We start from the raw sequence: 21,984 nt of genomic DNA, 5'->3' as shown, positions 1-21,984 counted from the left end.
AGTAACTATTTTTATTCTAAGAAAAATGAATATTTAAAAATATTCAACGCTATTACAATTGAGTGTTTCTTAGTATAAGAGTATTCTCTCAAAATTATTAAATAAGGAGGAAATAAATGAAACATAATGATTGTTTTGATCATAATAACTGCAAGCCGATTGTTTTTTCAGCAGATTGTTGTAAAAATCCACAGTCAGTTCCTATTACTAGGGAACAATTAAGTCAATTAATTACTTTACTAAACTCATTAGTATCAGCTATTTCAGCATTTTTTGCAAATCCAAGTGATGCAAACAGAGTAGCGTTATTCAATGTGTTTAATCAATTTTTAATTTTCTTAAATTCCTTATTACCTTCCCCAGAAGTTAATTTTTTGAAACAATTAACTCAAAGTATTTTAGTTTTATTACAATCTCCAGCTCCTAATTTAGGACAATTGTCAACATTATTGCAACAATTTTATAGCGCCCTTGCACAATTCTTCTTCGCTTTAGATCTTATCCCTATATCCTGCGACTCAAATGTTGATTCTGCAACTTTACAACTTCTTTTTAATTTATTAATTCAATTAATCAATGCTACGCCAGGGGCGACAGGTCCAACAGGCCCAACAGGCCCAACAGGTCCTGGAGGTGGAGTAACAGGTCCAACAGGCCCAACAGGTCCTGGAGGTGGAGTAACAGGTCCAACAGGCCCAACAGGTCCTGGAGGTGGAGCAACAGGTCCAACGGGAGCAACGGGTCCAACAGGAGCAACAGGTCCAACAGGAGCAACAGGTCCAACAGGCCTAACAGGAGCAACAGGCCTAACAGGAGCAACAGGAGCAACAGGTCCAACAGGTCCAACAGGTCCAACAGGTCCAACAGGTCCAACAGGCCTAACAGGAGCAACAGGCCTAACAGGAGCAACAGGAGCTGGAGCGGTTATTCCGTTTGCATCAGGTGGACCAGTAGCATTAGCAACTGTTTTAGGTGGATTGGCAAACACAGGAGCACTTCTTGGATTTGGAAGTTCATTCTTCCCAGTAATTGTCCCACCTGGTGGTCCAATTACTATAGGTCCTGTACCTCCAGTATTTGATTTTGCATTTGTAGCCCCTCGCGCAGGTACAATTACTTCGTTAGCAGGCTTCTTTAGTGTAAGTGTAGCGGTTGCTTTAGCATTAGGAAGCATACAAATTCAAATGCAGTTGTACAGCGCGCCAGCAGCAAGTAATACTTTCACTCCAGTAGGTGTGCCATTACTATTAACACCAGCATTTAGTGGTCTAATTGCTATCGGTGCTACTTCAAGTGGTATTGTTGGAGAAGCAATTGCGGTAGCTCCACAAGATAAGATATTACTTGTTGTTTCATCAACTACACCTGGTTTCGATATAGCTACTGCTATTACAGGATTCGCAAGTGCGGGTATAACATTCGTATAATCGCTTATAAGTTTCTTGTTTGAAAACTTTGAAATAAGGAAAGAGAATGTCAAAAAAGTATCCACAGATTAACTTTTGAAGACATTCTCTTTTTTTAATGTTTTTTATTTTCGGTACTATACTATATTTTATGTTTAATGAAAATGATTAAATATGCTATGAGAATGTGATTGTGTTAAATTAAATGATCACTGCTAGTAAATTACATAGTAATAGACATAAAAGATGCACCAAGTAGATGAAGAAATCCCACCTACGCAATTCGATACGTGGCTGGGACAATTTGAATTTTAATAATAAATGGGGAATGAGAAATGGCAATTGAAGCACATAGATGTAATGTTAAAGGGTGTAATGGTCTTGTAGTTTTCGAAAATGCTAATTATGATTTGCAAAATCCAGACACATTTAAAGGAGTTTATGTATTTGATGATCCTTCTTGTAATGTTTGTGGAAAAGAATTTTTAGTAGTTCCCAGCTATGCTGTCATTGATTTTGATGAAGAAAAAGGAGATTTTGAAGAAATTGAATCAGCTTGTATTACTGAATGGCAGAATCAAAAATTTTAATCAAAGCGTTATTTTATTATAGATAAATAGGTGACTCAGCAATTGTGTCAGCCGAGTCACCCAATATTATTGATCTAGAAAATATTCTTTTTCTAGATGTAGTTATAGTGAGTTTTTAAAGGTTAACTCCAAACCGCAGTTAAAGGACAAAGAATTTTATTTTAGAAAGTATTAGATTTAACTATGTTAATGCTACAACAGCAAGAGTTAAGCCCAACGTATTTAATGGACTAGAATATGGTCCTACATTAACAGTAAGTGTACTTGGTAAACCTGGAGGTGTAGTGAAAATTGCGGGTGCTGATATAGAAGTAAATCCTGCAGTATATCCTAGTGAAGTACCTGAGCCAATGAGTGCATTATTATTCAGATACATAGTGATACCTGCCAAATTACCTCCTGGTTGAATAATAACTTGCACTTCATAGATTGCTAAATAGGTTCTTCCACCTTCAAGTAAAACGGTTGTTGGTGGTGTGAATGAGATTGCGGTGCCATTAGAATTTACCACGGTATCTAGTGGAATCGCAGAATTTACAGACACTATTGTTGGGTTAGTTTGAACAACATTTAAACTGTTAGCCGTGGGGGATGGACAAGTGCAAGGTTTGTGAATGTTAGAGTTGTTATCATTTTGGAAATTCAAAAATAATCAAGCTCCTTTGCGTAAGATAATTTTTTATCCTATATAAAACGTAGCTTTTTTGTATCTAAGTTATTTTTAATAAATTTTTAAAAATAAATCGAATATTGTTGGTCAGTCGACTCATAAAAGTATTCGATACTCTGGGATTTCAAAGTGCATCTGATAAATATATATGAATGTTTTTTTAAGGACATTACTGTAAGTTAGGAAAACATAAATCTGGAAATAAAACTTGATATTCCGGGTTTAACCGAAGATCAGTAGTTGAGGTTGTAAAGTGTATATAATTTTTTTCTAATTTATCTAGTGTTGCCAGATGATGAGTACCTAAGCCACGCTGGATGCTATGTTTAGAAAGAGTAGGCCCAATTTGTAATTTTCGATTTTTCATAGCTGTATTCCAGGGGCTGTAAAAGAATTTTAAAATGAAAGCAGGATACATGTAAATGATAAATGGATGAGGTGACCAATGCCGCCCTGCCCAATAGTTACCATGCGAATAATGGTGGATTAATCTATCGCCATAGTATGGAGCAGGTGGATTAGGTGGGATTATTCTCCCGTGATAACGCTGTTTGACAAGGGGAATTCCGTATCTCGGATTGGTATAACCGTGAGCAGGGTCATCCACCATCAGAATAGTCCTAATAGCATACATGTTTTGCCCTAAAGTGGCAAGAGATGAGAAAAAGGCTTCCTTATCAACACAGCAAAGAAATTCAGTGGTATTTAGCGCCATTTTCCATCCCGTAATTTCTTTTTCTATGTTCATTACTTCTTGATCAACTAAAATGGCATCAAACTCTAATACCTTTGATTCACGGATTTCCCAATGAGGTGCAAATAATTTGCATAATTCAACCGAACGATCAGTAGACCCACGATTAATAAGAATGCCATGATCAAATAATTTTGTGTGGTGCATTAACCACCACGGAAGCAGATACTCTTCGTTATAAAAATGAGAAATTAAAGTTGTGTTAATAAAAAGTCCTCCTTTCAAAATTTTGTGGAATATATCCTTATCTAGTAAGATATGTTACTTGATCTAAAAAGAATGAAGAAAGATTTTTAACAAAATAGTTATTTTAATAAAAAACGGGAAAATGAGGGGGAGTTAAAGGAGAAGAACCCTTTATATAAAGGGTTCTTCTGGTGATTTAATATATCAATTACATTCGTGGTAATATTCATCACATGAATCGTTATTATCGTTACAGCATATACAAAATGTTTTTTGAACAAATAAACTAACTACACTATTAGAACCTTCCTGCTTTGTAAGAGTAAGACTTTGAAAATCTTCAACTTGAAATATTTTTGTTTGAACAGGTTGTAATGTAGTAGTAATTGGTACGCTAGATCTTCTTGTTAGAATAGTTACTTGAACGGGTGCACTCATACCGACAACGAATAATTGAATTAATGTTTTATTATGATTGTTTGTAAAATCCTCAAATACAGTTTGTGGAGCGGTGGTTTCAAGGAAAACAGACACAGGTATATTTCCATTTGTATTTTCTGCAAAACCAGCTATCGTATGAGTTTCAATAAAACAGTTGTTTTTTTGATTATTGGAATGCGATTGGTTTTTATAATATTTTTTACCATCTTTATAAAAGTAATCAGCCATATGAATTTAAAGCTCCCTTCTTTTAGATATCTATATAGTCTATTTAATAAAGTGAAGTAGTGCTTGTACAACATAATAAAATCCGCTCTCGTAATTACCTGAAAATGTTATTTAGAAATTAAAGAGCACCATTCAAGGCGCTCTCGGATAAACAATAATATTGAAAAAGAATACCACATTATATTTTATGCATGTTCTTAATAAATGTGCAGTTTTTTAACAAAATCCTTATTTGAAAACAAGAAGCCTTAGAGTTAGGGCTCTAGGGCTTCTTGTTTTGGTATTCTCACATGGTTTTTCAAAAAGAATAGAACATATTGAAGATAACATGTGAATGTTTCATAAATGTATCAAAAAGGTGAACAAAATTGCTATTGCAGAAGAAGCGGAAATGAAGTTTCTAATACGTAAGTACGTGAAAGGTATTATTTCCAGTGGATAAAATGCGCATGGGACACCTAATCATTATTTTATCGGGGGAAAAGAATATGTTATGAACTTGGTTGAATGAAAAAATGAAAATTTTACTTTTAGAGTGAAACTGAACAAAATTTTCATTTTACGAGCAAAAATAAAAGAACCCGTTTGTTATAAACGGATTCTTCCCTTAAGGTGTGCAAGGAATACAAGGTAATTGGCCTAGGGAAACCTGTAGAATTCCTTGTGATTATAATGTATGCAAAGGAATCAATAAGGTTAATGAAAATTAAACAAAATCCTTATAAGAATAGAAAAGAGCACCATTAGGGCGTATGGCGCTCTTTGACCAAGAACTATATTGTGTATTTTTTTATAGTCCGTAAAAGTATATGGAAGTTGAAAAATAAAGAGTGAAACAAATTTTAAGAAAACCTTTATTTGAAATAAAAAAATGCCTTAGAGAACTAGGGCAAAGATTGAAGTATCATCTTTAAAGTGAAAGTAAAAAGAATGATATGAGGTTATTTTAACATGAATATTTAAATCTAGAAAACACGATATTAATAAAATCGTATTTGAATAGGAAAATACAGCTGAAATGATAAGTATATCTACTGAACATTTCAGCTGGTATTCAATGTTTTAGAAACCAACTTTTTTAAACATCTTAGTATATGTAATTACAAGTACAGCTTGTACAATTACGAATAGTGAACCCATGAACATTTTGTGGTTATGATCTAATGCAGCAAATATTGCCATTGATACTCCAATTAAGATAAAAAGTACACTTAGGAAGGGCGTGATTTTCATTAACACATTAAGTCTTTTATTCATATACGGACCTCCTGTTCTCAATAGATTTAAGTATTAAACGAACTTATAAATGTATTTTACTATATTTTTGTTTTTGGATATACACGGACATATATAAGTACAGTAGAAATTTGAACAAAAACGCTATTTGGTATGTAAATGTAAGAGCACTTCTGGAAGTGCCCTTCTGTAATGACTATCCACTCTAAAAAGAAAGAATGCAATATATCATATGAAATTATGTTTGTTTAAGTGTGGATCTTTTATATAAAAATTTCATTTTATAGTAATGCAAAAAGAGTACATATTCGATATGTACTCTTGAAAAAAGGAATGTGATGAAACATAACAATATAACATATGCTTTCCTTGTTTAAAAGTGTAAAAAATGTAAAAAATGGTTATTTTGTTGCATGAAAAACATGCACAAAAATTGTTCATGTATAGTAAAAGCTATGTCTTGTCTATGTAAATATATGTTTAGTTTATATAAATCGTGTGTATGTTTGAACGAGATATTTATTTGCAAATATAAAGAGCGCTTTTTAAGGCGCTCCATGACCAAGACTAATATTGAAAAAGAATCCCACATGATATTTTATGTATGTTCTTAATAAATGTGCAGTTTAAAAAATATTTCTTTTGCACAACAAAGCAGCTAGTTAATAAAACTAACTGCTTGTTGTACAAAAGAAACGCTGCGCTTACAGAAATAGTTTGTAACATTAAGTTACAAAAATAGTATGAACAGGGTTAAAAATATTATTCAGAAGTGAAATAAAAAATAAAAAAGAGCACCATGCATAAGTGCTCTTTAAGATAGGAGGTAACACTTTGAGCTGGATGTTTAGGTTAAAAGTATATGATGTAGAAAAGGAATAAGACCTAAAACTTATTTTTAACTAAATACAAAAGAGCAGCTAGCATAGGCTAACTGCTATAAGAACATTACATCCACGAATTTAAGGAGTATAAATATTTCGTGAGTTTTGTATAGTATGGACAAAAATATCAAGTTTATGTAATGAAAATTAAAATTAAAATAGAGCAGTCATTTGCATTAACTGCTCCCTTCAATACAACCTGGGTAAGAAGCAGATTGTATTGTGATTAGTATTAACGGAATATTGAATTTTATTCAGTTCTTCAATAAAATCCTTATTTGAAAATTAAAGAGCGCCTTGGGAGAAAGGCGCTCAATGACTAAGAATTGTATCGAGAAGGATACTAAATGATTAATAATCAGATGTTCATGATTATTGTATGTACATTTCTAATGAATGTGAAGTCTTTAAATACAATAAAAAAGAGCACGCATATAAGCATGCTCTTGGACAAGAAAGGTAGATTTCTATGAGTGGATTCCTCCATACAATAATATATGCTTGTCCAGTTAAAAGGTGAAAAGTTTTAATAAATGTATTATGTAATCATGAAATAAAAAAGAGCACTTACAAAAGTGCTCTGATTAAAATGCCTATCCCTTTAGCTGGTTAAGGGTACATGTTATTATATGCGATGTTTCTAGGCATGTGAAAAATTTTTTGGAAATATATTTTACACAACAAAGCAGCTAGCTAATCTAGCTAACCGCTTCATTGTAATACACTGAGAAATTTTACTAAGCATACATATTATGAGTTGTAACTATAAGCTACAACTATAGTATAAACAAAATCGAAAGTATTATACAAAAAAGAAAACTAAATAACATTTCATTTTGTATTAAATTGGAACATAAAAAAGATCACTTAATAAAGTGCTCTCGTGACAAGAATCATTTTGTAACGACTTTTTATAAAGAAAGGAACACAGAATAATTTATGAAGTTATTTTCGGTTAAATGTGTATCTTTCCTAGAAAATTTAATTTTATAAAAAATGAAAAAGAGCACCGTTTGTAGATGCTCTTTGACCAAAACTTTCAGGAGAAAACAAGTAATGTGAGTTCACTCATTATAAGATATGTATAATATTCTTTTCTTGTGTAGTGAATATACAAAAAAGCAGCTAGCAAAAGCTAACTGCAATGAGAAATTACACCCATAAATTTAAGAGTACAAAATCTTATGCTTGAGTATAGTATTGAAAAAAATATCAAGTTTATGTAACAAAAATTAAAATAGAGCAGTTAATTATAGTAACTGCTCTATTTAATACAACCTGGGTAAGAAGCAGGTTGTACTGTTTAGTATGGATGAAATATTAGGTTTTATTCAAAAAGTGGACTGTTTTTAACTTGTTACTACTTGATCTTGGTCTGCAACATCACTATCAAACGTATTTGTTGCACTTACACCATTAAAAGTATTAACGATAAAACCAACATTGGATGCACCTGAGCCATTATAACCTTTTGTATTTTCTTTCGGAGAAACATTATAAAAATCACCTAAATTAAAAGCACCATTGCTATTTTGAACAAGAAGGTTAGCTACAACAGACGGCATAATTCTCACCACTCCTTAAGTAATTATTAAAAGTAATATATGGGGAAAGAAAATTTAGGTGAATTTTTGGGGTGATTACAATAAAAAAAGCAGCTAGCAAAAGCTAACTGCTCTCCAGAAAAGCATTAAGAAGGAAGTTCAGAACTCAAGTGTATTTATAGTATGAACAAGGTTTATGGATTTATTCAAGGAGGGATGGATAATGTGCACTTATTGGGAAAACGCAGTTAAAGAATACTTTAAGAAGCAAGAGTCGGAACGCAATAAAAAAGCAGTTAGCAAAAGCTAACTGCATAGTGAATAAGAAGAACGTAATGGTCATTCGTATTCAACCTTGGTGTATCTATATTGTTAACATGTTTTAGAAATTTATTCAATAAAAGAGCAGCTAGCAAAGGCTAACTGCTCACGTAAGAAAATTGGAGAAAAATTCACCGTGTCACTTGTAGTATTGACGGAATATTGGGTTTTATTCAGTGGATTACGTGATATGCTTGACGATATAGTCTTTTAGTATCAAAAAAGCTGCAAGGAGAAACATTACTTCAATAGAGAACCAAAACATATCTTTTTGAGGCTTTTGAAACTCCGTTATTATGGAAAATATCAAAAATAAGGAAACGACTAATACAATACAGAGTTTAATTACATCGGACATTAAGAGCACTCCGAAAATGTAGTCATTTTTATTATATAGCTATTTCCAATGTTAAGGAATTTCAAAATTGTTTTATGAGAATTTAAACAAAATAATCCTTTTAAAGCGAACCAAACAGAATATAGTCCGGCTAGAAAACTAGAGGACACCAATTCATTAAAGCAGCAATTAAAGCTGTTTTAGGAATCGGTGTCCTTTTTATTTTAAAAAGGGAGATGGGGTAATGAAGGGGTTAAAAGATCAGTTACATGAATGGAAAAAGAAATCCAAGCAAGAAAAGAGGAAAAAATCAAAAGAGAAATTAAGTACTCGTGAAATTGAGGATTTAATGGGGATGCATAGACCTTGTTATGAACGTAGACGCGGAGCATTAAGACAAAAGTAATAAAAAATAATAAGGAGTGGTCTTACATGACTAAACAATTATCTTTCTTACCAAAAATCGATAGAGTAGCAACGCAGAAAAAATTAGAAGGTGTTCTCGAAAATGTACGTTTATATAGACAGTTTGGAATGATGCGTGAAGAAATGAAAGTCACCCATTCTTATGAAATTAGATATCACGGACCTACAAATGATGTAGGGAAGCCACTAGAAGATGTAGCGATAGCTAATATTCAACAAAATAAAAGAGAAGAGTGGATTAAGCAAACATCATTTCGTATTGACCAGTTTCTTAGTCGTTTGGGTAATGGGCGTGCAGGAAAGGATCAAAGAGACATCATCATTAAGCGTTATTTAGAAGATGAAGATGTATGTGATTATATGGTATATAACGAAATCGGCATGAGCGAGCGCACTTATCGACGTGTTAAGTCTAGAGTATTTTATAAACTTGCTTTTGCTCTTAGATTAGAAGTTTGTGAGACTGAAGAAACTGGAGGTAATGAATAATGAATTTTGTTCAGCCAATACGTGACCCAGAGCAAATACAGCAGTTAAAAGAGTATTTTAAGGAAAAGAGCTTACGTAATTACATTCTCTTCATTATGGGAATCAATACAGGTCTGAGAATCTCGGACATTTTGAAATTGAAGGTAGGAGATGTCAAAGGTAGTCATATATCTATGAGAGAAAAGAAAACAGGGAAACAGAAACGAATACAAATTACTGCAACACTGAAAAGAGAACTTAAATGGTTTATTGAAGAAAGAGAAGATAAAGAGTACTTATTGCAAAGTAGACAAGGTAGGAACCGTCCAATTGGTCGTAGCATGGCATATAAGATATTAAGTGGAGCAGCGGCAGAATTCGGATTAGATGAAATAGGCACACATACCTTAAGAAAGACGTACGGGTATCACATGTACATGCAAACGAAAAACATAGCATTACTCATGGAGATATTCAATCATTCGTCAGAGAAGGTCACGTTACGTTATATAGGTGTTAACCAAGATGCAATGGATAAAGCGATGACTAGGTTTAAAATCTAATCACCGCTTATTTCTTTTTAAATCTAGGGGTATTATAGCATTTTTGAAAAAACTCAGGCTAAGAGTATGCAAGATTTTATACAGTTCTAGTAACAAACAAGAACCCTAAAACTGCGCTAGGGTAGGAATGTATAAAAATGTATAGATCCATAGAACAAAAAAAGGTTTCTTGGTGAGAGTATAGTTTCCTCCCTACCGATAATGAAACGTTATGTCAACTTTTTGTTTTGAGATATTTGTTTTTCTTAGCTTGATGGGTGTGGAATAAACACATCAAGTTTATGACAGCGACCCTGTCACTACCCAAAATATGAAATCAAAGCTAAGCAGCCAAAACGAGAATCTAATTTCTGGTAAACACCCTGTATCAAATAGCAATTAAAAGTATGTAGGTATTTCTAGAATTACAAATATCAACAAAACAAGGGGATGAAGATAGTGTAATACTTCTCGAATCTTTAATAAAAGAGACCCCATTATTGGGGCACTCAAAATATAGACGACGTATATTACTATAATTCGTACTTCGAACCACAGATTCAAACCGGACGGTTCGGTCTGAAATAGAGTTAAGATATTAACAAATTATTTTTCTTAGTATTCACCTGTAGCATATTCCCTCTTATTCTTTTATTTAAAAATAGTAAATAGCAATCACTGCTAGCGAATTATTAATCATGTGCATTATAATTCCCACATACAAACGCCCGGTTAACTTATAAGTACAACCTAAACCAATTCCCAGAAGGAAATATGGAATTGCTTCTAAAGAAAGAAGACTAACATGCAAACTTGCAAAAATAGCTGAAGAAACAAATACACCTAACCAGGAATTTTTAAAAATTCCATGCTGTATAACACCACGATGGACAATTTCTTCACCAATGGGTGCTACCAGAGCAACAGAAAATGCGAAAACTAAAATGGGTAACGTTACTTGGCTTTCTAGTTCAACTTGATTAGATGACTGAAAACTTATAAAATCTGCTAGTAACAGCGGTAGGAATTTACATACTACAGTTAGTACTAGACCTAAAAGTAAGCTTTTTGGCAAACTCATCGTAAAATTATTTTGATTTGTAAAAGGCTCTTTAGATATACGATAATAAAAATAAATTATTAGAACAACTAACAAATCAATTGCGTCAAACGAAATGCTCATCCCGCTAAACTGTTCATCACTAATGAAATAAACTAGTGTGATAAATTGCTTTAAAATCATATAAAGCACAAAAATCCCTAACGATATTGCCGACATCTTATTGAATCGACAGTGTTTTTTTAATATACCAAACACAAAAAAACCTCCTTGAAATAATTTTAATTCGTAGAACATGATAACAAAGCCTAACTTCTTTTGCACTACTTATATAATTAAAATATAATTTAAATATATCTGAATTATGTAATATTAACTTAGAGATAATTAAATAAATGGTAATAGGGGTTACCATACATGCTCATCAAGCTAATATTTTGAGTACCCCAAAACAAAAAAAATCTTCCCACAGTTAATTGTCTATGAGAATCCAGTTCATTTATTTGTTTTGAGATATTTGTTTTTCTTAGCTTGATGGGTGTGTGGCGAGACCCAAAATATTAAAAATTAGCTTGCTATAACGATAATCATGTAAATAAGCTGTCCACATAGGCAGCTTATTTTATTTTTACGCATAGCGTAGGTTATTTTGCAAAATGTTGGTGGTATCACTATACAGTTACTCATAATTTTCGTACTGTGTAACTCAAAAGAGAAAGTTAAATAAAATCAATGATACCAAGGGATTTGGCGAAGGGGTCAGTTACACACAATATAAGATATGGGTAAGTCATTAAGATAAAATAAATAAGAGAAGAATATAAAAATAAGTGGCAGAGTCGTGACCGCTTTTTGGCAGGAAATATGCCGGTTGTTTTGGAATTCACGTGATATATTTGTATTGTGAGAAATGGCGGAAAACATTTTTCACGTTCCTTTATAATTCAAATGGATCGTTAGGCTATGGGTGATGGTAGAGGATTAAATGAGATGTTGTTTCTTGTTCTCAATTCCGAAGTCAAAATCTGTTGTGTAAACGGGGAAGAGTTTTTGCTCTTCTTCCAGTTCCTTAATAATATAGGCGCAGATGAGTGCAAAAACATTAGGTAACTGGAAAAAGAATAAAACTTCAAGTACCACAATTGAAGCATAAATGAATATTTGTAAGAAAAGCATCCATTCGGGTGCTTTTTTATTTTGTAGATAAAAATTCACTTTAAACATTTATTATAGCGAAGAATACTTATGTAAATATGGGGATAGAAACAGTTTTGATTCTTAGGATGCTGGAGGGTAATCAATGTGGACATAACTCAAAGTATGGCAAGAGTAGTTGTTAATGGGATAGATCTTCCGTTTATTTCAGTTAGAACAACTGTATGGATTAATGGACCTGCAAATGATTTGATTGTTACGACCAGGAAAAGAGTGAATGAGTTTTATCATTTTATGTGGTCACGGGTGCCAGTCATGCTAACGATGTATTTCGTTCAGGGGGCGGACATCGTGAGATTTGCTAGGGTTGCAGGAGTTGATGAAAGTATAACGGGAGAATATATATATCATTTTATTTGGTGATAAGATGAACTTAAAGTAGCCTAACAGCTGCTTTTTTATTTTACAAAAAAAGAACCTGCAAACATGCAGATTCTCCTGATAATGATTTATGGAGCAAGACCCGAAAATATAATACATCGAGTTTTAGAGAATTTCAAGATTAAAATAGAGTTATTTTGGAGGAGGATGAAAAATGAAACTAAATAAACAAGAACAAACAGTAATTATCGGTAAGTTAATCAATAATTTTATCGGTGTGGAGTTAGCAAAGCAACACATTGATCCACAAAAATTAGAGAAGGCTGTAGCATTGCATAACGAAATGAATGATGATATGACACCGAAGCAAGTACGAGAAGCGCTTATAAATGTATTGGATAAAGCAATAGATGAATTCCTAATTCCTAGGGCGTAAGGAGTGAGCATAGATGCAATTAACTAAACTTGAGAAAGCAATTGCTATTGGTTCAATACTTTCAGGTATCAAAGAGGAAAAATTTAAAGAGTATGTTGAAGTGGAGAAGATACCACAAGTAATTAAAGAAGTGGAAGCGCTAGCTGATAAGACAACAAGAAAGGTGAAGAAAGAAGCTGATATAAGTTTAATTAGTAAGCTTATCGATTCATTCTTAGAAGAAAGTAAATGGGTGGAGAGCAATGAAAGAATACAAAACCAAACAACAGAAGCGTAAGTTCTATGACAGTGGTGAGTGGAAGAGTATACGCGAACAAGTAAAGAAGCGTGACAACAATGAGTGCCAAGAGTGTAAGCGCAATGGTCGAGTACAAACAGATACGAATGAATACAGTGAGAGTGCAAAGCGTAAGAAGATTCAACTCGTTGTCCATCATATAAAAGAACTAGAACATCATCCAGAACTTGCATTAGAAATGGATAATCTCGAAACAATCTGTGTGGATTGCCACAATAAAGAACACGGTAGAACATTCAAAAAGAAAATCAACAAATGGGAACACGATGAAAAGTGGTAAAAATGATTCAGAAACAATACCCCCCGGCTCGAGAATCCGGCTCTTTTTCGCCTAAGGGGCACCGGAGGAGGGGGTTAACTGTCAGGTTTTTTTCGATTTTACGCACGTAAGGGGGGTGGGTAGATGGCTGTTAGTATTGTGAGGTTAAAAGAACAGCTTATGAATAGTATTGATATTACAGATTTAGTCGAAGTTGAAAAAGTAGAAAGATATATTGATCTTGTAAAAGCATTTAGAAAAATAAACAAAACTATTAATAAAGAAGGCGAGTCCGTAACGATAAAAAACGGTTCTCAAGTTTTTGTTAAAGCTCACCCTCTTATAAGTGAGAGGAATAAAATTAACAGTTCATTAATTGCTTTGGGAAGAGATATAAAACTTTCTCCTAAAGTTGGTACTTCTAATTCGGGTTACAGTCCAAGTGATTTAGTATGATTAGGCAAAAATATGTAGATGAATACATTGAACTTTATAGAAGTGGTAAAATAAAGTTCAACAATGAAAGAGAACTGTTAATTGAATACCTGGAAAAATACGTTTTAAACAGAGACGACTTGTATTTTGATGATGAAATGATCGAGAAGTGTATCCGCTTTGGTGAAAAGTGGTACTTTCCATTACAATCATTTCAAAAATTCTTAATAGCATTCGTCTTTTTATTTTATAAGAAAAATGGTCGTGTATTTTATCGTAAATTCTTGTGGATGCTTGGCCGTGGCGGCGGTAAAAATGGTTTAATGACAGTTATTCTTCACTTTTTAATAAGCGAATTACATGGAATTCCTGAATATAACATTTCCGTTGTTGCAAACAGTGAAGAGCAAGCAAAAACAAGCCCAGATGAAATTCATAAATGTATTAAAAGAAATGAAGTTTTACAAAGAGCTTTTAAAACAACATTAACACAAACCATTTCGAAATCGACTGGAAGTGTAGTGAAGTTTAGAACATCAAACGGAGACACAAAAGATGGTCTTCGCGATGGCGCTGTAATGTTTGATGAAGTCCATCAATATGAAAGCAATAAAGATGTCCGTGTTCACATCAGTGGTTTGGGAAAAAAGAAAAATCCGCGTGAGTTTTACATTGGTACAGATGGATATGTAAGAGATGGATTCTTAGATAAATTAAAAGGAAAGGCAATGAAAGTTTTAAAGGGCGAAGCCCGTCCGAATGCGCTGTTCCCTTTCATCTGTAAATTAAATGATGAAAAAGAAGTTGATGAAGTCGATAATTGGGAAATGGCGAACCCAATGTTATCTCAGCCGTTAAGTGAGTATGCTGAAGGCTTACTTGAAACAATAAAAGAAGAGTATGAGGATCTAGAGGACGATCCAAGTAACCGAGAAGAGTTCATGACAAAGCGAATGAACTTACCTGTTACAAATTTAGAACGGTCCGTTGCAAAATGGTCAGAAATTCTTGCTACAAATCGTCCTTTTCCTGATTTATATGCTCAAGAATGCATAGGGGCGTTAGACTTTGCAAGTATTCGGGACTTTGCAGCATGTGGTCTTTTATTTAGACAAAATGGGGAATACATTTTTAAAACACATTCCTTCGTACGAAAAGAATTTGTTGATATCTATTACGGGTATTCTAAAAAAGCAGGCGAGTTCAAGAAACAAAAATTTGCTCCAATTAAAGAGTGGGAAGAGCAAGGATTACTAACAGTTGTTGATGAACCGACTATTAATCCTCAACACATTGTTGATTGGTTTGTAGAAATGCGAGAACAATATGGGATTAAAAAAATTATAGCGGATAACTTCCGTATGGAAGCAATAAGACCACTATTAGTAGCAGAAGGGTTTGAAATAGAAGTTATACGAAACCCAAAAGCAATTCATAGTTTGTTAGCTCCACGTATTGAAATGGCGTTTGCAAATAAACAAATTATTTTTGAGGATAATCCACTAATGCGTTGGTATACGCAAAATGTGTTGGTTGTTATCAAAGCTGATGGAAATAAAATATACGAAAAGAAAGAGCCTGTTCGTCGAAAAACAGATGGATTTCAGTGTTTTGTTCATGCTCTTTATCGGGCGGATGAGATACAAGAAGCTACTGATTTTGTTATAGGCAATATTAAATTCTAATAAAGGGGGTGATGATAATTGGATGGATCAGTGATGTATTAAACAAAAACAAGGAAATTAAATTTATGTTTGATGTAGATATGTTCATTGATACAGCGAACAGAGTCCACATGAAGCGATTAGCTATTGATACTTGTATATCTTTATTAGGGAGAACAATTAGTCAATCAGAATTTAGGGTGAAAAATGGTGAAGGGTTCGAAAAAAACGAACTATATTATCGGTTAAATGTTAGGCCGAATAAAAACATGACAGCAAGTACATTTTGGGAAATATTCATTCGAAAGCTTGTTTATGATAATGAATGTTTAGCTATTCAAGCTGATGATGGCGATTTACTTATTGCTGATGACTTTGAACATAACGAATATGCTGTGTTTGAAGATACCTTTACGAATGTCACAGTAAAAGATTATCAGTTTAAGAGAAGTTTTAAACAAAGTGAAGTTATCCATTTGAAATATCGAAATGATAAGTTATCACCACTTATCGATGGACTATTTGCTGATTATGGCGACTTATTCGGAAGAATTTTAAGTTCTCAGAAACGAAAAAATCAAATTCGTGGCGTAGTTGATATGGATATGATCGGTGCTAAAACACAAGAACAAGTGGATAAGTTACAGAAATTCATAGATGACATGTATCAAGCAATTGGTAAGAAAGATATTGCTATTGTTCCGCAGCAAAAAGGAATTGAGTACAAAGAAGTTTATAATGGATCTGCTAATGGCCCTAGTGTGGAAGAAATAAATAAAGTTACAAATGGTTTTTTAAATCAAGTAGCAATGGCAATGGGGATACCTACAGCTTTAATCTATGGTGAAATGGCTGATGTAGAAAAACAAACTAAAAACTACATGCTTTTCACAGTGAAACCTTTGTTGAAAAAGATTTCTGATGAAGCTAACGTTAAATTTTTTGAAAAAGAAGAGTATCTTTTAGGTAAAAAAATTGAAGTTAAAGCTGTATCTTATCAAAGTATATTTGATCTCGCTACAAGTATTGATAAACTCATTTCTTCAAGTGCATTTACAGGAAATGAAATTCGATTAGAAGTAGGATATGAAATTTCAGATGATCCTAATTTAAATACACATCATATTACGAAAAACTATACGAAATTAACTGAATCTGAAGGAGGTGAGAAACAAAATGACGGTGAAAATTGACGTTAAAGGCCCAATCATTTCAAATGATGAAGCGTGGATTTATGATTGGTTTGAAATGGATGCTGCAAGCCCAGGTAAGATTTCTAAAGCGCTTGAAGATGCAAATGGCGATGACTTAGTTGTATCAATTAATAGTCCTGGTGGTTATGTACACGAAGGTTCAGAGATTTACACAGCGTTGAAAAATTATCCCGGTCATGTGGAAGTTCAAATTGTTGGTTTGGCTGCAAGTGCGGCTTCTGTTATTGCAATGGCTGCTGATAAAGTCCGAATTTCTCCAACTGCACAAATCATGATTCATAACGCTTCAATGTGGAATGGTGGAGATCATCGCGATATGTCAAAGGCTGCCGAAATGCTAAAAACAACAGATCGAGCAATTGTAAACGCCTATGTCATTAAAAGCGGTAAATCAGAAAAAGAACTACTTAATATGATGGCTGAAGAAACGTGGATGGGTCCACAACAAGCGTTAGAAAATAATTTTGTGGATGAAATTATGTTTATGGATAATCAGGTAAAAATGACAGCTTCAGCTTCTACTGCTGCCATGCTTCCACAGAAAGTAATCGATGGCTTTAGAAATGGAACCATGAACAAAGGCCAAGGGATTACAAAAGAAGATTTAAATGCAGCATTATCAGGTTTGAAAAATGAAATTCTGAATGATTTACAAACAAATACAAATCCAAAAGAGCCTATTCAAAAACCTGTTCATACAAAACAGAATTTGAGTACGCTCTTTTTAAATTTAGGAGGAAAATAAAATATGGTTATTAAGTTTAATAATTTCGAAGAGAAAAAACTAGCTTTTGCAAAAGCAACACAGGATGGTACCGCAGAAGAACAATCAGTAGCATTAAACTCCATGATTGAAGCACTTGCTACAGATGTACGAGCAGATATTTTAAATCAAGTGAATGAATCAATGGTAGATCGTTCTATTATGCAATCTCGCGGTGCTAATGTACTAACAAGTGAAGAAATGAAGTTCTTTAATGCCGTTGTTGAAGAGGGTGGTTTTAAATCTACTGAGACTTTGCCTAAAACAACACAAGAGAGAATTTTTGATGATTTAGTTCAAGGTCATCCGTTGCTAGAGCATATCGGTTTAGAGAATTTAGGAGCCGTGACAGAATTTATTTATGGAGATCCAGAGGGTGCAGCTGTATGGGGACCGCTATTTGGTGATATTAAAGGACAATTAAATGCTACATTCCGAAAAGAGTCAATTACTCAACTGAAATTAACAGCATTTATTCCATTAGCGAATGATATGTTGAAGCTTGGTCCAATATGGGTAGAACGATATGTTCGTACTATGATTACAGAAGCGATGTCAGTAGGTTTAGAACGTGGTTTTGTAGTAGGGACAGGTAAAGAAGAACCAATTGGGTTATTAAAAGATCCTAGCGGAAGTGTTGTGAATGGAGTATATCCAGATAAAAAGCCAGCAGGAACTTTAACGTTTGAACCAGGTCGTAAAACAATTAATGAATTAAAAGGCGTGGTTAAATTATTGGCTAAAAAATTAAATCCTGATGGTAAAACAGATGCAGATAGACCTAAAAATATTGCTGGTAAAGTAGTTATGGTAACAAATCCATTCGATACTTTTGATATTCAAGCAAATGCTACAACTCAAAATGCGGCAGGTGTATATGTAACGAGCTTACCTTTTAATCCAATCCCAACAGAATCTGTATTTGTACCTCAAGGACAAGTGGTGTTCTTTGTTAAAGGGGAGTACATTGCAGCGATGGGTGGAACGGAGCCAATCCAAAAGTATAATGAAACACTTGCTTTAGAAGATGCAACACTTTATATTGCCAAACAACACGCTACAGGTAAGCCGAAGGATAAATACACTTCACAAGTTTATACATTGAAACTTGAAGAAGTAAAGCCACCGACACAAGGATGATGTGAATGGATACAGTAATTTCAGATGTAACTATACAGGAGTTTAAAGAGAGGATGCATTTAGGTGATGAGGAAGATGATAACCTAAAGCGCATCCTTTCTACGTCTAACAAGGCATTACTTAGGGTTTGTGGGAATTATGATTTAAATAAAGACGAGGAGTTCAAAGAATTAGTCTTTGAACGTTCTCGTTATGTTTATAACGATGCATTAGAGTATTTTGACAAGAATTTTTTAAGCCAAATTAATAGTTTAGGTATCGATAAAGCATTAGAAGAAATTAAATTGGACGGTGATTAATATGCGTCCTTTTCAGTACAAGAAACCACTGAATACAGGCGATTGTAGAAATCGAATTATCATTGAACAACCTGAAGTAATAAAAGATGAATTAAATCAAGAAGTTGAAACAGGTAATTGGCAAGAAGTAAAAAAAGCATGGGCAATGATAAAAACGGTAAAAGGTTCGGAGTACATTGAAGCTTCAGCATCACAATCTACACGAATTTATCGGTTTGTGATGCCTTATACAACAGGTATTACAGAATTAATGCGAATCAATATGAAAGGTCGTATCTTTGACATTATCGAACCGCCAATGAATGATGATGAAATGTATCAAACATTGACTATTATTGCAAAGGAGCATGTTTAATATGAATGATTTTGCGAGCGAACTTGCTAGAGAATTGCAAAGATATGCAAATGTTGTGGAAGAAGAGTTAATGATAGCAGGAGAAGAAGTAGCTGATGTCGCTGTAGAAAAATTAAGGCAAGGCAGCCCTAAAAAAACAGGTGCTTACCGTAAAGGGTGGCGTAAAAAAAAAGAAGGTAACGGTTTTGTCGTTCACAATACAAAAGGTCAATTAACACATCTTTTAGAAAAGGGACATGCAAAAGTGGATGGTGGCCGTGTACCAGCACAAGTTCATATCCTTCCAGTTGAACAGTATGTCATTGATGAGTTGCCAAGACGTATTGAAAGGGTGATTCAACAATGACATTAGGTGAATTAACAAAAATTCTTGAAGCTACAGGTTATCCTGTGGCTTATTCGCATTTCACAGCAACACCAACGAAGTCAGTTCCAGCGCCACCTTATATTTGTTTCCTTGTGGATGGATCAGCAAATTTAATGGCTGATAACAAGGTGTATCACAAGATAGACGATGCAAATATTGAGCTTTATACAACTAAAAAAGATTTAGTTGCAGAAGCCAAACTAGAACAAATCCTAGACGATCATGAGATTCCTTATGACTCGTATGAGACTTTTATTGAATCTGAAAAGATATATCAAAAAAATTATGAAACGAGGTTGATATAAATGAATGAAAACAAAGTAGCTTTTGGTCTGAAAAATGTCCACTATGCACTCTATGACATTAAAGATGGTGTAGTTACATTCAGTACACCGATACGATTACCAGGTGCGGTTGAATTAACATTTGATCCACGAGGGGATTTAATTGAGTTCTATGCAGATGACATGCTTTACTACGCAGCAAGTAATAACCAAGGGTATGATGGCACTCTATCAATCGCTCATATTCCAGAGCAATTTGCAATTGATGCATTAGGTGAGGAATTAGACGAAGAAGATGGTGTGTTAAATGAATTAGCCGATGCAAAAGGAAAATCATTTGCGTTATTATTTGAATTCGATGGCGATGTAAGAGCGACTCGACACGTTATGTTTAACTGTTCAGCAAGTCGTCCAACACTTGCATCTAAAACGAAAACAAATTCAGCAGAGCCTAACACAAATGAACTTAAATTTGTATCAAGCCCTATTGATATTAATGGAAAACGTATGGTTAAAACGAAAACTACAACTAAATCAAAACAAGAAATTTATGATAATTGGTACAAAAAAGTGTATACAAAAGTACCTGCATTACCAAAAGGGGCGTAAGTGAATGGAAAAGACAATTACAATAGACGGAAAAAAAGTTAGATTAAAAGCTACAGCAGCAACAGTTAAACGATATAAAGCGCAATTCAGACGTAATTTATTTGCAGATTTGATGGGTTTAGGGGCAATTAGTGCATTAACTTCACCAGATGGCTCACAACAACCTCTTGATATGTCTAATGTTGATTTAAGTAATGTGGATTTTGAGCTTATTTATGATTTAACTTGGTTATATGCTAAAACCGCTGATCCCAATATTCCTGATCCTATGGCCTGGTTGGATGAATTTGAAGAATTCCCAATTGAAGAAATTATGCCCGAAGTCATGGAATTAGTTCAACTCACTATGGGAGCAAAAAAAAAATAAAGAAAAATAATGGAGAGCAGGGGACATTTAGTGATGAAGAATTTACTACTGAATTGTTTCTTGCTCTTTGTTATAAAGCAAATTTAACACATGGTGATTTAGAAGAAATGACCGTTGGTGATTGTTTTGATTACATTTCTGAATTTGCCGAACTAGAAAATCCAGATAAAGAAAAAGTTAGAAAAGCAAATCAAACAGACTTCGATTCATTCTAAGAAAGGGGTGAGATGATGGCAGGAGGAAGAATTAAAGGTATTACAATAGAAATAAATGGTAATACTCAGCCGTTACAGAATGCTTTAAAAGATGTAAATAAACAAAGCGATTCTTTAGCTAAAGAACTAAAAGATGTCGAGCGTTTGTTAAAGTTTGATCCAGGTAATGTGGAAGCATTAGCACAAAAACAAAAATTGCTTACACAACAAATTGAAAATACAACTCAAAAATTAGATAAGTTGAAGGCAGCGGAACAACAAGTACAAGCTCAATTCCAAAACGGTAAAATTTCTGAAGAACAGTATCGTGCATTTAGGCGTGAGATTGAATTTACAGAAGGGTCACTTAATGGTCTTAAAAATAAACTAGGAAACATGAAAGCTGAGCAGGAGAATGTAGCGAGTTCTACAAGGCAATTAGAAACATTGTTTAGAGCTACAGGAAAAAGTGTTGATGATTTTGCAGGAGCATTAGGAAATCGTCTTGTGAATGCAATTCGAAATGGAACAGCTACAAGTCGTCAGTTAGAGCAAGCAATTGGAATCATCGGTCGTGAAGCATTAGGGGCAGGAACAGATATTGATAAATTGCAACGAGCACTCCGATCTGTGGATGCTGGCAACTCAATACGGCAAGTGCAAAATGAATT

At 33.8% G+C, this 21,984-nt stretch carries 25 protein-coding genes and 2 pseudogenes; 21 read left to right on the top strand and 6 right to left on the bottom strand.

Features of this window, described 5'->3' with window-relative positions; translation table 11 throughout:
- Positions 1-116: 116 nt before the first annotated feature.
- Together CGQ22_RS28115 and CGQ22_RS28105 are read left to right on the top strand one after the other, a co-directional pair.
- Entirely contained in the window at positions 117-1,427 is a 1,311-nt protein-coding gene (locus tag CGQ22_RS28115) for an exosporium glycoprotein BclB-related protein (RefSeq protein WP_089149650.1), read from the top strand.
- A 314-nt stretch (positions 1,428-1,741) separates the two neighbouring features.
- A complete protein-coding gene (locus CGQ22_RS28105) occupies positions 1,742-1,996 on the top strand; it encodes a hypothetical protein (RefSeq protein ID WP_089149649.1) in 255 nt (84 codons plus the stop codon).
- Positions 1,997-2,177: 181 nt separating this feature from the next.
- Here CGQ22_RS28105 and CGQ22_RS28100 read toward each other — a convergent pair whose 3' ends face one another.
- From CGQ22_RS28100 to CGQ22_RS28080, 5 genes are all read right to left on the bottom strand, one after another.
- Complete coding sequence (locus CGQ22_RS28100) at positions 2,178-2,642, bottom strand: hypothetical protein (protein ID WP_089149648.1); 465 nt, start codon at positions 2,640-2,642, stop codon at positions 2,178-2,180.
- Positions 2,643-2,835: 193 nt separating this feature from the next.
- On the bottom strand, positions 2,836-3,567 hold the full coding sequence (locus tag CGQ22_RS28095) for a glycosyltransferase family 2 protein (protein ID WP_254704108.1): 732 nt from the start codon (positions 3,565-3,567) through the stop codon (positions 2,836-2,838).
- A gap of 243 nt (positions 3,568-3,810) precedes the next feature.
- Positions 3,811-4,275, bottom strand: coding sequence for an exosporium protein D (locus CGQ22_RS28090; RefSeq protein ID WP_089149646.1), 465 nt, complete (start codon positions 4,273-4,275; stop codon positions 3,811-3,813).
- Between the two features lie 1,062 nt (positions 4,276-5,337).
- Positions 5,338-5,532, bottom strand: coding sequence for a hypothetical protein (locus tag CGQ22_RS28085; protein WP_089149645.1), 195 nt, complete (start codon positions 5,530-5,532; stop codon positions 5,338-5,340).
- Between the two features lie 2,212 nt (positions 5,533-7,744).
- Positions 7,745-7,960 (bottom strand): spore germination protein, encoded by a 216-nt coding sequence (locus CGQ22_RS28080; RefSeq protein WP_001141549.1) that lies wholly within the window; start codon positions 7,958-7,960, stop codon positions 7,745-7,747.
- Between the two features lie 881 nt (positions 7,961-8,841).
- On the opposite strand from CGQ22_RS28080, the gene CGQ22_RS32185 reads away from it, so the two are divergent.
- The 3 genes from CGQ22_RS32185 to CGQ22_RS28060 are packed head-to-tail and all read left to right on the top strand — an operon-like array spanning position 8,842 to position 10,054.
- Positions 8,842-9,003 carry a hypothetical protein gene (locus CGQ22_RS32185; RefSeq protein WP_089149643.1) on the top strand — a complete coding sequence of 54 codons (162 nt, stop codon included), beginning with the start codon at positions 8,842-8,844 and terminating at the stop codon, positions 9,001-9,003.
- A gap of 26 nt (positions 9,004-9,029) precedes the next feature.
- Positions 9,030-9,512: an ArpU family phage packaging/lysis transcriptional regulator gene (locus CGQ22_RS28065; RefSeq protein WP_089149642.1), complete on the top strand. Its 483-nt coding sequence runs from the start codon at positions 9,030-9,032 to the stop codon at positions 9,510-9,512.
- Positions 9,512-10,054 (top strand): site-specific integrase, encoded by a 543-nt coding sequence (locus CGQ22_RS28060; protein ID WP_089149641.1) that lies wholly within the window; start codon positions 9,512-9,514, stop codon positions 10,052-10,054. The genes CGQ22_RS28065 and CGQ22_RS28060 overlap by 1 nt, the downstream gene beginning before the upstream one ends.
- 634 nt (positions 10,055-10,688) lie before the next feature.
- On the opposite strand, the gene CGQ22_RS28055 is transcribed toward CGQ22_RS28060, so the two are convergent.
- Positions 10,689-11,351, bottom strand: a complete 663-nt coding sequence (locus tag CGQ22_RS28055) for a CPBP family intramembrane glutamic endopeptidase (RefSeq protein ID WP_254704101.1) — start codon at positions 11,349-11,351, stop codon at positions 10,689-10,691.
- 995 nt (positions 11,352-12,346) lie between these two features.
- On the opposite strand from CGQ22_RS28055, the pseudogene CGQ22_RS28040 reads away from it, so the two are divergent.
- From CGQ22_RS28040 to CGQ22_RS27960, 16 genes and pseudogenes are all read left to right on the top strand, one after another.
- A pseudogene (locus CGQ22_RS28040) lies at positions 12,347-12,671 on the top strand (hypothetical protein).
- 172 nt (positions 12,672-12,843) lie between these two features.
- On the top strand, positions 12,844-13,065 hold the full coding sequence (locus CGQ22_RS28035) for a hypothetical protein (protein WP_089149637.1): 222 nt from the start codon (positions 12,844-12,846) through the stop codon (positions 13,063-13,065).
- 13 nt (positions 13,066-13,078) lie between these two features.
- Positions 13,079-13,342 (top strand): hypothetical protein, encoded by a 264-nt coding sequence (locus CGQ22_RS28030; protein ID WP_089149636.1) that lies wholly within the window; start codon positions 13,079-13,081, stop codon positions 13,340-13,342.
- Positions 13,308-13,643, top strand: a complete 336-nt coding sequence (locus tag CGQ22_RS28025; RefSeq protein ID WP_089149635.1) for an HNH endonuclease — start codon at positions 13,308-13,310, stop codon at positions 13,641-13,643. The genes CGQ22_RS28030 and CGQ22_RS28025 overlap by 35 nt, the downstream gene beginning before the upstream one ends.
- 123 nt (positions 13,644-13,766) lie before the next feature.
- Positions 13,767-14,078: a P27 family phage terminase small subunit gene (locus CGQ22_RS28020; RefSeq protein WP_089149634.1), complete on the top strand. Its 312-nt coding sequence runs from the start codon at positions 13,767-13,769 to the stop codon at positions 14,076-14,078.
- On the top strand, positions 14,075-15,742 hold the full coding sequence (locus CGQ22_RS28015; RefSeq protein ID WP_089149633.1) for a terminase TerL endonuclease subunit: 1,668 nt from the start codon (positions 14,075-14,077) through the stop codon (positions 15,740-15,742). Before CGQ22_RS28020 ends, CGQ22_RS28015 begins: the two co-directional genes overlap by 4 nt.
- 11 nt (positions 15,743-15,753) lie before the next feature.
- Positions 15,754-16,914 carry a phage portal protein gene (locus tag CGQ22_RS28010; RefSeq protein WP_089149632.1) on the top strand — a complete coding sequence of 387 codons (1,161 nt, stop codon included), beginning with the start codon at positions 15,754-15,756 and terminating at the stop codon, positions 16,912-16,914.
- The gene (locus CGQ22_RS28005) at positions 16,898-17,680 is read left to right on the top strand and encodes a head maturation protease, ClpP-related (RefSeq protein ID WP_089149631.1); all 783 of its coding nucleotides are present in this window, start codon (positions 16,898-16,900) and stop codon (positions 17,678-17,680) included. Before CGQ22_RS28010 ends, CGQ22_RS28005 begins: the two co-directional genes overlap by 17 nt.
- Positions 17,681-17,683: 3 nt before the next feature.
- Positions 17,684-18,838: a phage major capsid protein gene (locus tag CGQ22_RS28000; RefSeq protein ID WP_089149630.1), complete on the top strand. Its 1,155-nt coding sequence runs from the start codon at positions 17,684-17,686 to the stop codon at positions 18,836-18,838.
- Positions 18,839-18,843: 5 nt separating this feature from the next.
- Positions 18,844-19,137 (top strand): hypothetical protein, encoded by a 294-nt coding sequence (locus CGQ22_RS27995; RefSeq protein ID WP_000381900.1) that lies wholly within the window; start codon positions 18,844-18,846, stop codon positions 19,135-19,137.
- Position 19,138: 1 nt separating this feature from the next.
- On the top strand, positions 19,139-19,492 hold the full coding sequence (locus CGQ22_RS27990; RefSeq protein WP_002024166.1) for a phage head closure protein: 354 nt from the start codon (positions 19,139-19,141) through the stop codon (positions 19,490-19,492).
- A 1-nt stretch (position 19,493) separates the two neighbouring features.
- Positions 19,494-19,838: an HK97 gp10 family phage protein gene (locus CGQ22_RS27985; protein ID WP_089149629.1), complete on the top strand. Its 345-nt coding sequence runs from the start codon at positions 19,494-19,496 to the stop codon at positions 19,836-19,838.
- Entirely contained in the window at positions 19,835-20,164 is a 330-nt protein-coding gene (locus tag CGQ22_RS27980; RefSeq protein ID WP_089149628.1) for a hypothetical protein, read from the top strand. The genes CGQ22_RS27985 and CGQ22_RS27980 overlap by 4 nt, the downstream gene beginning before the upstream one ends.
- Positions 20,165-20,752: a major tail protein gene (locus CGQ22_RS27975; RefSeq protein ID WP_001004911.1), complete on the top strand. Its 588-nt coding sequence runs from the start codon at positions 20,165-20,167 to the stop codon at positions 20,750-20,752.
- A gap of 4 nt (positions 20,753-20,756) precedes the next feature.
- Positions 20,757-21,119 (top strand): hypothetical protein, encoded by a 363-nt coding sequence (locus tag CGQ22_RS27970; RefSeq protein ID WP_000415911.1) that lies wholly within the window; start codon positions 20,757-20,759, stop codon positions 21,117-21,119.
- A gap of 230 nt (positions 21,120-21,349) precedes the next feature.
- Positions 21,350-21,984 (top strand): annotated as a pseudogene (locus tag CGQ22_RS27960) (hypothetical protein); the annotation flags it as partial.

It is taken from the genome of Bacillus sp. M13(2017), from assembly GCF_002218325.1.
GTDB lineage: Bacteria > Bacillota > Bacilli > Bacillales > Bacillaceae_G > Bacillus_A > Bacillus_A thuringiensis_K.
The sequence above is the reverse complement of the archived record's forward strand: the minus strand, read 5'-3'. Positions and strand labels throughout refer to the sequence as shown.